The sequence below is a fragment of the Streptomyces oceani genome, assembly GCF_001751245.1.
GTDB classification, from domain to species: Bacteria; Actinomycetota; Actinomycetes; order Streptomycetales; family Streptomycetaceae; genus Streptomyces; species Streptomyces oceani.
The window spans coordinates 141875-154785 of the sequence record NZ_LJGU01000131.1 but is presented as its reverse complement, the minus strand read 5'-3'; the positions used below and the strand labels follow the sequence as shown (position 1 = coordinate 154785).

General features: G+C 71.1%; 11 protein-coding genes and 2 pseudogenes. 8 read left to right on the top strand and 5 right to left on the bottom strand.

Translation table 11 applies throughout. The annotated features are described in order from the left end of the window. Positions 1–15: 15 nt before the first annotated feature. On the bottom strand, positions 16–1332 hold the full coding sequence (locus tag AN216_RS17035) for an MFS transporter (protein WP_079166678.1): 1317 nt from the start codon (positions 1330–1332) through the stop codon (positions 16–18). 58 nt (positions 1333–1390) lie between these two features. Beyond that, positions 1391–1843 carry a MerR family transcriptional regulator gene (locus AN216_RS17030; RefSeq protein WP_070197534.1) on the bottom strand — a complete coding sequence of 151 codons (453 nt, stop codon included), beginning with the start codon at positions 1841–1843 and terminating at the stop codon, positions 1391–1393. A gap of 242 nt (positions 1844–2085) precedes the next feature. On the opposite strand from AN216_RS17030, the gene AN216_RS17025 reads away from it, so the two are divergent. The 6 genes from AN216_RS17025 (at position 2086) to AN216_RS28275 (ending at position 9008) form a co-directional block, all read left to right on the top strand. Beyond that, positions 2086–3396: an alpha/beta fold hydrolase gene (locus AN216_RS17025; RefSeq protein ID WP_244502505.1), complete on the top strand. Its 1311-nt coding sequence runs from the start codon at positions 2086–2088 to the stop codon at positions 3394–3396. 274 nt (positions 3397–3670) lie between these two features. Continuing rightward, a complete protein-coding gene (locus tag AN216_RS17020) occupies positions 3671–5959 on the top strand; it encodes a protein kinase domain-containing protein (protein ID WP_139140944.1) in 2289 nt (762 codons plus the stop codon). A gap of 127 nt (positions 5960–6086) precedes the next feature. Further along, positions 6087–7403, top strand: a complete 1317-nt coding sequence (gene thrS, locus AN216_RS17015) for a threonine--tRNA ligase (protein WP_338059257.1) — start codon at positions 6087–6089, stop codon at positions 7401–7403. Positions 7404–7448: 45 nt separating this feature from the next. Further along, positions 7449–8099 (top strand): helix-turn-helix domain-containing protein, encoded by a 651-nt coding sequence (locus AN216_RS17010; RefSeq protein ID WP_107402016.1) that lies wholly within the window; start codon positions 7449–7451, stop codon positions 8097–8099. A gap of 11 nt (positions 8100–8110) precedes the next feature. Beyond that, complete coding sequence (locus AN216_RS17005; RefSeq protein ID WP_244502504.1) at positions 8111–8839, top strand: GNAT family N-acetyltransferase; 729 nt, start codon at positions 8111–8113, stop codon at positions 8837–8839. Further along, complete coding sequence (locus AN216_RS28275; RefSeq protein WP_170843143.1) at positions 8832–9008, top strand: hypothetical protein; 177 nt, start codon at positions 8832–8834, stop codon at positions 9006–9008. Before AN216_RS17005 ends, AN216_RS28275 begins: the two co-directional genes overlap by 8 nt. On the opposite strand, the pseudogene AN216_RS17000 reads toward AN216_RS28275, so the two are convergent. Continuing rightward, a pseudogene (locus AN216_RS17000) lies at positions 9005–10211 on the bottom strand (RNA-guided endonuclease InsQ/TnpB family protein). The gene AN216_RS28275 and the pseudogene AN216_RS17000 overlap by 4 nt on opposite strands. 146 nt (positions 10212–10357) lie before the next feature. Here AN216_RS17000 and AN216_RS16995 point away from each other — a divergent pair. After that, positions 10358–10776, top strand: a pseudogene (locus AN216_RS16995) (mycothiol transferase); the annotation flags it as partial. A gap of 52 nt (positions 10777–10828) precedes the next feature. Here AN216_RS16995 and AN216_RS16990 read toward each other — a convergent pair. Beyond that, a complete protein-coding gene (locus tag AN216_RS16990; protein ID WP_070197550.1) occupies positions 10829–11644 on the bottom strand; it encodes a helix-turn-helix domain-containing protein in 816 nt (271 codons plus the stop codon). A gap of 120 nt (positions 11645–11764) precedes the next feature. On the opposite strand from AN216_RS16990, the gene AN216_RS16985 reads away from it, so the two are divergent. Continuing rightward, the gene (locus AN216_RS16985; RefSeq protein ID WP_139140943.1) at positions 11765–12103 is read left to right on the top strand and encodes a hypothetical protein; all 339 of its coding nucleotides are present in this window, start codon (positions 11765–11767) and stop codon (positions 12101–12103) included. 131 nt (positions 12104–12234) lie between these two features. Here the strand turns inward: AN216_RS16985 and AN216_RS16980 are convergent, their stop codons facing one another. Beyond that, positions 12235–12894: a hypothetical protein gene (locus AN216_RS16980; RefSeq protein WP_070197528.1), complete on the bottom strand. Its 660-nt coding sequence runs from the start codon at positions 12892–12894 to the stop codon at positions 12235–12237. Between the last annotated feature and the right edge of the window lie 17 nt (positions 12895–12911).

Here is a 12911-nt window from a genome sequence, read left to right as displayed (position 1 = left end):
GGGTCGCGCGCGTGCTCAGCCGCGGCCGCCGCGGGTGTCGTCGGTCTGCCGCGTCTCCGGAGCGGTGCGGCTCGTCGGGTCACCAGCCACGGCGGTACTCGCCGACTCCGCCGACTCCGCGAGCCGCGGTGCCCGGCTCCACGGCGCCAGCAGACACGCGAGGGCCACCAACCCCGTGGCGACCACCGGTACGTACGGCACCCCCGCGGCCTCGATCACCATCCCGCCCAGCGCACCCGCGACGCCCGTACCCAGATACAGTCCCGCGATGTTCAGCGACAGCGCGGTCATCCCGGCTCCCGGCGCCGCCACCGCCAGGATGCTGCCCTGCACCGGCGGGGTCAGTGCCCAGGCGAACATCCCCCATACCGTGACGATCGCCAGCAGCGCGTACGGACCACCCGGCCCGCCGAACACCAGCACCGCCGCCAGGGCCAGGGCGAGCGCGTGACCACCGAGCACCAGACGCAGCCCGCGGACCGGACCGCGCGCGTCGGTCAGCCGTCCGGACAGCAACGCGCCCGCCAGGCCCGCGAGTCCGACGAGCAGCAGCAGGAGGGACCGCAGGCCGTAGGAGCCGTCGGCGACCTCGGCGGCGTACGCGCCGAGGTACGTGTAGAACATCAGCCCGCCGCTGGCCGCCAGGAAGGTCACCGTCACCACCCGCAGCACCGCGCGGTCGCGCAGCGGGGACAGCCGCTGCCGCAACGGCGCGGGCGAGCCGGCCGGTACGGCGGGCGCCAACGCCGCGAACCCGGCCGCCGCGAGTGCCGCGACACCGGCGATGAGCCAGAAGGTCGCCCGCCAGCCGAAGGCCCCGCCGAGCCAGGAGCCCAGCGGCACCCCGGTGAACAGCGCGGCCGTCATACCCGCGGTCACCACCCCGAGGTAGCGGCCCTGTGCCCCTTCCGGCGCACCCGTCGCGGCGGTCGTGAAGGCCGCGGCGGTCACCACGGCCGCACACAGGGCCGCCACCACCCGGGCCGCCAGCAGCGCCCAGTAACCCGGCGCCACCGCGGCCGCGACATTGGCCAGTACGAACAGCAGCAGTCCGGCGAGCATGACGGTGCGTCGGGGGAACCGCTCGCACAGCACCGCGAGCGTGGGCGCGCCGAGCGCGTAGACCATGGCGAACACGGTCACCAACTGGCCGGCCGCCGCGACGCTCACCCCCAGATCGGCGGCCACGGCGGGCAGCACGCCCGCGATGATGAACTCGTCCGTGGCGGTGGCCAGCAGGGCGAGGAAGAGGACGTACAACCAGCCTGGCAGGGTGTTCCGCTCCCGGGTGGCGGGCGGCTCCGTACGGGTGCTGGGTCCGGTGGATGACATGTGGCACTACCTCCTTGGTGCGTGCGCCGCACGCTAGGTAGTGACACGGGTGTCAGGGTCAAGCCCGCTGGGGCCGTTCGGTGCTGGTGTCGGCCTCCGCCGCCTGACGCAGCAGCTCGGCGAAGTCCCCACTGTCCGGGTCAGCCTCGGCGTTCGCTCGCAACCCGGCTATCCGGCTGATCAACTGGGCGCGATGACGCTCGAGTTCGGCGGCCCGGCTCTCGACCACGGCCAGTCGGCTCTCGTACATCTCCAGCGCCTGTTCCGGCCGGTCGCAGGCCATGAACTCGGCTGACTTCAGCTCCAGGCAGGGCGCCACCAGTTGGATGTCCTCCATGGTCAGCCCGGCCGCGAGGAGTTCGCGTACGTTCCGCACCCGGGTGACGTCCAGTGGTTCGTACGTCCGCCAACCCTTGCTGGTGCGCTGGGCCGTGAGCAGCCCGTGCTGCTCGTAGTAGCGGATCGACCGACGACTCGCGCCGGTGCGTTCGGACAGTTCGCCGATCTGCATGCCGTTCCCCTTTCACGCTCGACCGATCCACCGTACGGCTGCGGGGCTGGCGCCGGCGGCGGGCGGGCGGCAGAGAACCTACTCCAGGGTATTGACGCCAGCGTCAAGAGTGCGCATTCTCACTCTAGTTATTACTCCTGAGTAATGACTAGGTCGCAACGTCCCCCGCCCACCACCGAGATGACGAGGGAGCCCCGGCAAGCGTGAGACCACCCCGCCCACACTCCGACGAGGAGTCGCCCGTGAAAGCCCGCCCGTATCGCGGAACCGCCACCCTCCTGCTCGCCTGTACCACGGCTGCCTCCCTCGGCGTGGTCGCCGTGCCGTCAGCCCAGGCGACCCCAGCCCCGGAGGCGCCGAAGACCGCGCCCGCCCCGACCGCCTCGCCCGCCCCGACCGCTCAAGCGAACGAGGACCGGCCGCCGTTCTACGAGCCACCGGCCGCCCTGCCCGAGCGGAACGGCGACGTGATCCGCTCCGAGCCCAGCGACTACTACCTTGACCCGCTCAAGGCGATCAAGGTGACCAGCGCCCACGTGAACCGGGTGATGTACCGGTCCACGGACGGCCAGGGCGAGCCCATCGCCACCACCGGCACCGTCCTGACCCCCAAGCAGGCGTGGAGCGGCGACGGCGAGCGCCCCGTGGTCGGCTACGCACCCGGCACCCAGGGCCTCGGCGACTCCTGCGCCCCCTCCCGACGGCTGGCCAACGGCACCGAGTACGAAGGGCTGTTCCTCAAGGGCCTGCTCGCCCGCGGGTACGCCGTCGCCCTGCCCGACTACGAGGGCCTGGGCACCCCGGGCACCCACACCTATGTCAACCGTGCCGTGTCCGGGCACGTCGTGCTGGACGCCGTACGCGCCGCCCAGCGCCTCCCCGAGGCGAAGGTGCCGGACGGCGGACCGGTCGCGGTCACCGGCTACTCCCAGGGCGGTGGCGCGGCGGCCGCGGCCGCCGAACTCGCCCCGGACTACGCGCCCGACATGGAGCTCCGCGGCGTGGCCGCCGGGGCACCGCCCGCCGACCTGAAGAAGGTCGCCGCGAAGCTGGACGGAACCCTCTACTCGCCCTTCCTCGGCTACGCCGTCGCCGGACTCGCGGCCGGATACGACGTGGACCTGAAGCCCATCCTCAACGACAAGGGCGAGCGCTTCGTCTCCGACGCCAAGGAGTACTGCACCGAGGAGGCGCTGTTCAAGCTGCCCTTCACCAAGTCCGAGACCCTCACCGAGGACGGCCGCCCGCTGACCGACTACCTCGAGGAGGAGCCCTTCCAGTCCATCGCCGAGGAACAGCGCATCGGCGAACGGGCGCCCCGCGTGCCCACCCTGGTCACGCACAGCACCACGGACGACGTGATCCCGTACGAGGTGGGTCGGGAGATGGCGGCCAGCTGGTGCGAGAAGGGCGCGCCGGACGTCACGTTCTCCCCACTCGCCGCGCCGACGCACGTCGGCGGAGCGATCGCCTCCTTCCCTCGGGTGTTCCTGTGGCTGGAGGGACGGTTCGCAGGCGAGGACGCGTCCTCGAACTGCGACACGCTCGACTGACCAGCCAGTACGCGCGGTACGTACGGCTGCCACCCCGGCGGGCCGGTCGGATGCTCCGGCCGGCCCGCCGGCGCTTCTCCGGCGCCCGCGCCCGTAACCGCATGACACTGGTCACGCCTCGCGTGGCTCGGCACGCGGTCCCGGGTCGGGCGATCGTCCGAGCGAACACGGCCTGGATGGCAGGATGTGTGAGGCCAACATGTCACGGAGACACGCCAGTTGACGTACGAGTCGATCTGCCGTGCCGGATCGCGACGGGGGAGGAGCGCTACGGGTGGAGGCGTTAGCGGCGCTGCGGGCGACTGACCCGAGCCAGGTGGGGCCGTACCGGCTGGTGGGCAGGCTGGGCTCGGGCGGGATGGGCAGTGTCTACCTGGGGCGGTCGCGAGGCGGCCGGACCGTCGCGGTGAAGGTGGTGCGCCCGGAGCTGGCGGAGGAGACGGGGTTCCGACGCCGGTTCGGCCGGGAGATAGCCGCGGCCCAGCGGGTGAACGGCGCCTTCACCGCGGGGGTGGTCGACGCCGACCCGGACGGCGAGGTGCCGTGGCTGGCCACCGCGTACGTACCGGGGGTGACGCTGAACACGGCTGTTGACACGCACGGGCCGTGGCCTCCGGGGCACGTGCTGACCCTCGGCGGGGGCCTGGCCGAGGCACTGACCGAGATCCACGCGGTCGGGGTGGTGCATCGGGACCTCAAGCCGTCGAACATCCTGCTCTCCCAGGATGGCGCCAGGGTGATCGACTTCGGCATCTCGGCGGTCAGCGAGGCCAGCCTGCTGACCCAGGCGGGCGCGATGATCGGCACCCCCGGCTTCATGGCGCCGGAGCAGCTCACCGGCAAGGAGACCGGTCCAGCCAGCGACGTCTTCGCCCTGGGCGCGGTGCTCGCCTACGCGGCCACCGGGTACGGGCCGTTCGGCACCGGATCGGTGCACGCGGTGCCCTACCGTACGGTCTACGAGCCGCCCGTGATCGGAGAGGTGCCCGGAGGACTGCGCGAGGTGGTGGCGGCCTGCCTGGAGAAGGACCCGGTGCGGAGGCCGGGCGTGGGCCAGGTGCTGGAAGCACTGCTGTCACGGGACGCCGGGGACGCTGGCGACCACGCCAGCGGACGGAGCGGGACGCTGGATCTCGTCGGCGGCGGGGGCTGGCTGCCGTCGCCGGTCGTGCGGACGGTCCAGTCGATCGCCGAGGACGCGTCACGCCCCGAGCGGCAGTTGCCCGTACCGGCCTCCGGAGCCTCCCCGGAGCCCCCGCGATCCAGCCCGGGGCCCGCCCAGTCCGCGACGGACGCGGGGCTCGACCGCTGGTCGGCGGGCCCGGACGCCACAGAGCCGAGAGCGACGGCGCCGACCGTCCAGCCAGCGGGAACCAGCCGGCGGCGCGCCCTGATCGGCCTCACCGGAGCCGCCACCGCCGCCGGTCTGGGCATCGGCGGCTGGATGGTCAGCAGGGGCGACGGCAGCGGTCGCTCCGGCGGCGGTCGTTCCGACAGCCCCGCGTCCGGGAAGCGACGGTCCGGCACCCTGCGGTGGCAGACCGGCCGCCTCATCACCCAGTCCTGGCGCGAGGACCGCAGTGCGCCGCTGACGGTGGCCGACGGTCTGGTGTGCGCCACCGACAGCCAGGCCCTCTACGCCCTGTCGGCCGACCGGGGCGCCAAGGAGTGGACGTACGAACTGGGCACCGACGCGGCGGAGAGCACGCCACCGACGGTGGCCCGGGGTGCTGTCTACTTCGGGGCCGACTCCTCCGTGTACGCGGTGCGGGCCAGCACGGGCGAACGGTTGTGGACGCTGCCCACCGATGACGACGACCTGGGCGTGGGACAGCCGGTCCTGCGGGCCGGCGCGCTCTACACCCTCGCCTACCGCGCCTACCACCACACGCTCTACAGAGTGTCCGCCAGGACCGGCGACGTCGAGTGGAAGAGGAGCGAGCAGAGCCTCGTGCGCTTCGCCGGCTGGTACGGCGTCACGGTGGCCGTGCCGGGCGACACCGCCTATCTCCACAACGGTAGCGAGCTGCAGGCACGCCAGGCGGACGATGGCCGGGTTCGCTGGCGGAGCGACGTCGAGGACACCCTCCAGAAGGCGCCCGTCGTCGCTGACGGCAGATGCTTCGCGTGTGCCTCCGGCCTGGACGAGCGCTTCGTGTACGCGTTGTCCGCGAAGACCGGCGAGGAGCAGTGGAAGGTCCGCTTCGCCGGAAGGATGGACGTCGACTCGGACCACGAGGGCGTTCAGGCCGTGTCCGGCGGGGTCGCCCTGCTGTACACCGGCCCCAACTCGTCCGACGCCGGTATCCGCGCGCTGGACACGAGGAACGGTGAGGTGAGGTGGGAGCGACGTTTCGACGCCAGCGTCCTCTCACCACCGGCCACGGTCCGCGACAAGGTCTACCTCGTGGCCGACGACTCGCTGTACGCGTTGCGCGTCGACACCGGCAAGACGGCGTGGCGAGCGTCCCTCGACACCCTCGCCCGGCAGCGGCCGGTGGTCGTCGACGACACGATCTACCTCAGTTCTCCCACCGGGAAGATCTACGCGGTATGGGCCTGAGAGCGTCCGACAGCCCGTAGAATGTCCGGCATGAAGCGCGCTGCCATGACGACGACGCCGGAGAGTGTCCCGGCGCGCTGACAGACGACCTGATCCGAAGCCCCGGGCGAGCGCCCGGGGCTTCGTCGTGGTCAACCTCCGATCAGGGCCCGGGGCGACTCACTCGCCCGCCGCCCGTGAGGAGCCCACTATGCGAGACCACCGTGAACTCGGCCGCGAACTGGACCTGTTCGACACCGACTCGCTCATCGGCGCGGGACTGCCGTACTGGCTGCCCGACGGCGCGGTCGTACGCCACGCCCTGGAGGAGTACGTCCGCACCGCCGAGCGACGGGCGGGCTACCAGCATGTCTACTCGCCGGTCCTCGGCAAACGCGAGCTGTACGAACTCTCCGGGCACTGGGCGCACTACCGCGACGACATGTTCCCCGCCATGGACGTCGGCGGCGAGCAGTTCGTACTGCGGCCCAGCCTGTGCCCGCACCATGCCGTGATCTACCGCTCCCGCCCGCGCAGTTACCGCCAACTGCCGCTGCGGATGGCCGAGCTGGGCGGGATGTACCGTGCCGAACTCTCCGGAGTGCTGGGCGGGCTCACCCGCGTACGGGCCATCCAGCTGAACGACGCCCACGTCTTCTGCACCCCCGAGCAGCTCGCCGACGAGGTCCGGGCGGCCCTCGCGATGATCCGCCGGGCGTACGACGCGCTCGGCATCAGCCCCGCCCGCTACCGGCTCTCCCTCCCCGGTCCGGGCGGGAAGTACGTCGCCGCCCCCGAGCTGTGGCGACGCTCCACCGCACTCCTCACCGAGGTCCTGGAGCACGCCGGTCTGCCCTACGAGGCCGCCGAGGGTGAGGCGGCGTTCTACGGACCGAAGATCGACGTGCAGGTCACCGACGCCGCCGGCCGCGAGTCCACCCTCTCCACCGTGCAGGTCGACTTCCACCAGCCCGAGCGGTTCGACCTGCGCTACATCGGCGCGGACGGCGCGAAGCACCGCCCGGTGATGATCCACCGCAGCGTCATCGGCAGCGTCGAGCGCGCCGTCGCCCAGCTTATCGAGGAACACGGCGGCGCCTTCCCCGCCTGGCTCGCCCCCACCCAACTGGTCCTCCTGCCGGTCACCGAGGCCGAGTCGCCGTACGCCGAGTCGCTCGCCCGGGACGGACGCGCCCGCGGTCTGCGCGTCGAGGTCGCCGAACCCGGCCGCGGCAGCCTGGGCGCGCGAATCCGGCAGGCCCGCCTCGTCCCGTACCAGGGCGTCCTCGGCGCCCGGGAAGCCGCCGACGCACAGGTCTCCGCGCGGCTGCGCGACGGCCGACGGCTTCCCCCGCTGCCCGCCGCCGAGGCCCTCGCCCGTATCCAGGCGCTCGTCGACGCCCACAGCACCCGGCTGTGGGACGACGATCGCGCGGGTCCGACCGCCACCGACCGGGAGGAGTGACAACCCGCGTTGCCGATCCCGGGACGGACCGCTGCAATGAGGGGCATGGACGCCAACGACCACGCATCCGCCATAGCCGAGGCCCTCACCGGGATCGGTCCGCGCCTGAAACGCGTACGCGCCGAGCGCGGCGTGACGCTGACGGCGCTGGCCGAGGTCACCGGCATCTCCAAGAGCACCCTCTCGCGCCTGGAGTCCGGGCAGCGCCGCGCCAGTCTGGAACTGCTGCTGCCCCTCGCACACGCCCACCAGGTGTCGCTGGACGAACTCGTCGGCGCGCCCGAGGTCGGCGACCCCCGGGTGCGGCTCACGCCCCAGCAGGTGCACGGCGGCACCGTCCTGCCCCTGACCCGACAGCCCGGCCCGCTCCAGGCGTACAAGATGGTCATCCCGGCCAGCCGCAACGTCCCGGACCCGCGCGGCCACGAGGGATACGAGTGGCTGTACGTGCTGGCCGGCCGGCTGCGTCTGGTGCTGGCCGAGCACGACCTGGTACTCGGCTCGGGCGAGGCCGCCGAGTTCGACACCCGCACCCCGCACTGGTTCGGCAGCACCGGCGAGGCCCCGGTCGAGCTGCTCAGCCTGTTCGGTCGGCAGGGCGAGCGGATGCACGTACGGGCCAAGCCACGCCGTCGGACAGCGGCCGAGCCCGAAGCCGCGAGCGCCGACACGGGGCCGGTGGCGCCCGAACGGTGAAGAATCGGGGCATGCGGATCCTGTCCTTCCCGGAGGCGGCCACACCACCCGAACTGCGTGTCCAGGTGGTGGAACTCCAGCGCCAGGCGTGGCCGTCCGAGGATGACGGCGGCACCACCGGCAGCGGCGTCGGCGGCGCTGAGGCGTTGACCCACGACCCGGCACTGCGGCCGTTGTCGCTGCTGCTGGTCGACAGTGACGGTGACGGCGGTGACACCAGCGTGCTGGCCGCGCTGGACCTGCTCTCCAAACAGCTCACGCACGACGGTCAACGCTTCGCCGTGGGCGGACTGAGCACCGTCGTGACACGACCGGGAGCACGTCGCCGTGGGTTGGGCCGGCACCTGGTGTCAGCGGCCCGGGAGCGGCTGGCCGAGCGGCTGGACCTGGGGTTGTTCAGCTGCGACCGCGTGCTTCAGGCGTTCTACGAGGACGCGGGCTGGCAGCCGTTGGAGGGCGCGGTGCTGATCGGGGGGACGCCCGAACGTCCCCTCGCCAGTGACCGGCCCGGCTTCGACAAGGTCGTCATGGCGGACTTCTTCTCGCCCAGGGCCAGGCAAGCGCGACAGTCGTTCCCACACGCCCGTATCGAGCTGTATCCGGGAGACACGGACAGGCTCTGGGGACACCTCCGGCAGTCAGCCGCCAGTCAGCCGATTCCAACCCGCCGCGACAGCTCCGGCGCCCGAAGTCAACTCGCGGGCTCAGCCGGTTGCCAGCAGGATGCGAGGCATGAGTGACGAGCCAGCACGATGGAGCCAGGCAACCACCCACCCCGACATGTGGGCCGACCCGGACGACGACCCCCGCGAGAGCGCGGGCGCCGACCCGGAGGGCGAACTCGCGACGCCTCACGGCTTCCTGGACGGATACCGGAAGACCCTGGTGTTGACTTCCTCCCCCGCCTAAAGGCGGGGGATTCCAGCGGTCACCCGCTGGGGTTCCTGCTTCACCGACGACCGCCCCGTCCGGGAGGACTCCCGTTGAGGTCTTACACCGTCTCCACAGGCTGCTGCCGCCAGCCCGGCGGCCAGAGTGTTTCGTGCCGCGTTCACGTCGCGGTCATGCACGGCGCCGCAGTCGCACGTCCACTCGCGGACGTTGAGCGGCATCTTCGCCGCGACCGTGCCGCATGCCCCGCACAGCTTCGAACTGGGGAACCAGCGGTCGATCACGACGAGTTCACGCCCGTACCAGGCGCACTTGTACTCCAGCATGGAGCGCAGGGCCGTCCACGACGCGTCGCTGATGGCGCGCGCGAGCTTGCCGTTCTTCAGCAGGTTGCGGACGGTGAGGTCCTCGATAACGACCGTTTGGTTCTCACGGACGAGTCGAGTGGACAGTTTGTGCAGGTGGTCGTGGCGCCGGTCAGCGATACGGGCGTGCAAGCGGGCGACCTTCAGACGGGCCTTGGCCCGGTTGTTCGACCCCTTAGCCTTCCGCGACAGCTCACGCTGCGCGCGGGCGAGCCGGGCACGATCGCGCCGCCCGTGCCGGGGGTTGGCGACCTTCTCCCCGGTGGAGGGCCACGAGGGAGGTGATCCCGGCGTCGATGCCGACCGCGTTCGTCGTGGCCGGAGCCGGAGCGATACGGTCGTCGCACAGCATCGAGACGAACCAGCGCCCGGCACCGTCGCGGGACACGGTCACCGTCGTCGGTACCGCACCCTCAGGGAGCGGACGCGACCAACGGATCTCCAGCGGCTCCGCCATCTTCGCCAGCGTGAGTTGCCCATCCCGGAACCTGAAGCCGGAGCGGGTGTACTCGGCGGACGCGCGGGACGTCTTCCGGCTCTTAAACCGGGGGTACTTGGCGCGCTTGGCGAAGAAGTTCCCGAACGCCGTCTGAAGGTGCCGCAGTGCCTGCTGGAGCGGCACGGAGGACACCTCCGTCAGGAAGGTCAGGTCCTCGGTCCTCTTCCATTCCGTCAGCGCGGCCGACGACTGCGCGTAGGAGACACGGCGCTGCTCGCTGTACCAGGCGCGAGTGCGCTCCTCCAACGCCTTGTTGTACACGAGGCGGACGCAGCCGAACGTGCGCGACAGCTCCGCTGCCTGCTCGTCCGTGGGGTAGAAGCGGTACGTGAAAGCCCGCTTAGCCTGCTGCGTCATGCCTCACATTGGATCAGCTCCCGTGTAAGAAACGGCTGTTGGCCGGTGAACGGTGGACGCCGGTCCGCCCTGGCGGCGAACCGGCTTTCCCTGCCCTGCTCCGCAGGAGCTGCGTTTCCTCCCCGCCCTAAAGGACGGGGTATCCACGAAGGAGCGCCAGGATGAAGTGCGAGGGCCTGGACGCGGAGAAACTGGCTCGTCGGTCCGTTCCGCCGTCGACGATGTCCCTGCTGGGCCTGGTCCGGCACCTGGCCGAGGTGGAACGGGACTGGCGCAACTGGATCGGCGGCGGCGATCCGCTGCCGAAGCTGTACGGCGAAGGTGACGGTGACTTTGACGGAGCTGTCGCCGAGCAGACCGTGGTCGACGCCGCCTACTCCGCCCTGGCGCGCGAGCAGGCCGCGACCGACACCGCGCTGGACACGACCCGGATCTGGGTGAACGGCTGGGTAGGGACGGGATCGTGGTGCGGGAGCTGCTGGTGCACAGGATCGAGGAGTACGCCCGTCACTGCGGACACGCCGACCTGTTGCGCGAACGCGTCGACGGACGGGTGGGCCAGTGACGCGCGTGGCCCGGTGGCGCCACGCCGCGCCGCGGCGGCCACGCACGGCCGCTCAGGCCCGGTCGCGCAGCAGCCGGGTGGTGAACTCGTCGAGCGGATAGAAGAGTTCGATCGCCAGCTCAGACAGCGTCACGTCCGCCGGCGCGCCAAAGGTGGCCATTGTGGTGAACATCGACAGTTCGCCCGTCGGCGTACGGACCCGTAGCGGTACCTGGATCGGACTCGACGGCTCGGGCTGGCTCCCGGCGGTCTTGCCGCTTCCGGCCGCTTCCTCCCGGGCAGGCACCGGGTAGCTTCGTACCTCCTCGTACAGCGCCCGCAGGTCCGCGTCCCCGGTGGCGCGCACCTGACGCAGCAGGCGGTCGAGGAAGTACGCGCGTATCTCCGCCAGGTTGGTCAGCCGGGCGGCCAGCCCGTCCGGATGCAGCGTCAGCCGGAAGACATTGGGCCGCGGGAGGAGGAGTTCCGGAGGCACACCCTCCAGGAACACGGACATGGCCTGGTTGCCGCTCACGACGTTCCACCAGCGGTCCACCACCACGGCCGGATACGGCTCGTGCGCCGCGAGCATGACCTCCAGCGCGGCACGCACCGAGGACATGTCCGTGTCCGCCAGGTCGCGCTCCGGGTATGCCGGGGCGTGATCCGCCGCCACCAGCAGGGTGTTGCGCTCACGCAGCGGGATGTCCAGGGCGGTGGCCAGCTTCAGCACCATGGCCCGGCTCGGCCGCGCGCGCCCGGTCTCCAGGCAGGACAGATGCCGGGCGGAGGAGTCCGCGAGCAGCGCCAGATCGAGCTGACTGAGCTTGCGCCGCCGCCGCCACTCCCGCAGCAGCGCCCCCGCCCGCGACGTACCCTCGCCGGCCATCACCATGCTGGCAAGGCTAGCGCTTCGCTTATCGGTGGCCATGACCTCGGAGGTCATTGAGCCCATCACCACCGCGTGTCACGGTCCGTACCTCGCGCCGCACCGCCGATACTGGAAGTGTTGCGCAACATGGCTGTCTCTGCGCAGTGGATCCTGCTCCTGGTCCGTGGACTGGTGTCCGGGGAATCAGCCCAGCGAGAGCGTTACGCTGACACGGTCGTCGACCTCGTTGGCTCTTACAGCCGGGCAGAAGTGATCACGTTGGCCGGTGTCATTTCGGCGGTGGCTGCGGTTGAGGAAGACATGGATGCTCTGGAGGCAGAACTCAGCGCGCTGTTGAACCTCGGTGGGAGTGGATTCCTGAGAACGGAGCACCTGGCCTGCCTGGAGCAAATCGACAGGGCTCATACTCCGGGAGTCCTGCTGGAGTATGTTGACGACTTGTTGGATCCTGGATAGCTCTCTCCGTGGCCCGCTCGGTTCCGGGTACGGCCTCAGTGTGCTGGGGTGGAAGATGTATGGGTTTCACGGTTGGTTGGAATGACCCGTTCCTGTCACCGGCCCGGCCGGTCATCGGGAACTGATCCGTCTCAGTCCAGGAGGAGGAGACGACCTGCCCGCACTGCCTCGACGTAACTGCGCGCCCGCTTGATGCTCAGATCGGAGTCCTTGCGCACCTGGACCACCGCTTCCCTGTCCTTGCCGTCCGCCAGCAGGCGTAGCACCTGGGACGAGGGCGGCGTGACAGAGGTCTCTCCGGCGGCCAAGCCTTCCTCGCCGACGAAGGTCGGTTCGAGGAAGGGGTCTTCGTAGAAGCGCCAGTAGACGCGGAGGTCGAAGGTTGGTTCCGGAATCCGGCGTTGCAGCCACCTGACGCGGTCGGACGGCCCGTCGAAACCATCGGGGTGCAGCGCCTGACGGCAGGTCAACGCCCAGCCCGGGCGATCGGGTTCGCAACGTTCCAACGAGGCGAAGGCCACCCCGCCGATCCGCCATGCCGGCCCGCGTTGCGCCAGGGCCGGTGCCTTCTCCTCGACCCAGGAGCCGGCCGCTCCGGGTTCGTACTCCGCCGGTAGGCCCTCCTCGTCCACGAACTCCGTGGGAAACTCCGTCACGATGGTGAACTCCGCTGGCTCCGGCCCCAACCCCAGGTGCCAGCGCAGCTCGCGCACCTCGGCCTCCGAGAGGTCGTCGGGCGGGTTGGCGTTGATGAGCAGTTCGTACGCGTCAGCCGTGCCGCAAAGCCTCACACACGGTTGTCGCGGGG

What these genes read in the sequence shown, in the direction of transcription:
- AN216_RS17035 (WP_079166678.1), bottom strand. Translation starts at nt 1,332, where the DNA reads ATGTCATCCACCGGACCCAGCACCCGTACGGAGCCGCCCGCCACCCGG.
- AN216_RS17030 (WP_070197534.1), bottom strand. Translation starts at nt 1,843, where the DNA reads ATGCAGATCGGCGAACTGTCCGAACGCACCGGCGCGAGTCGTCGGTCG.
- AN216_RS17010 (WP_107402016.1), top strand. Translation starts at nt 7,449, where the DNA reads ATGGACGCCAACGACCACGCATCCGCCATAGCCGAGGCCCTCACCGGG.
- AN216_RS17005 (WP_244502504.1), top strand. Translation starts at nt 8,111, where the DNA reads ATGCGGATCCTGTCCTTCCCGGAGGCGGCCACACCACCCGAACTGCGT.
- AN216_RS28275 (WP_170843143.1), top strand. Translation starts at nt 8,832, where the DNA reads ATGAGTGACGAGCCAGCACGATGGAGCCAGGCAACCACCCACCCCGAC.
- AN216_RS16990 (WP_070197550.1), bottom strand. Translation starts at nt 11,644, where the DNA reads ATGGCCGGCGAGGGTACGTCGCGGGCGGGGGCGCTGCTGCGGGAGTGG.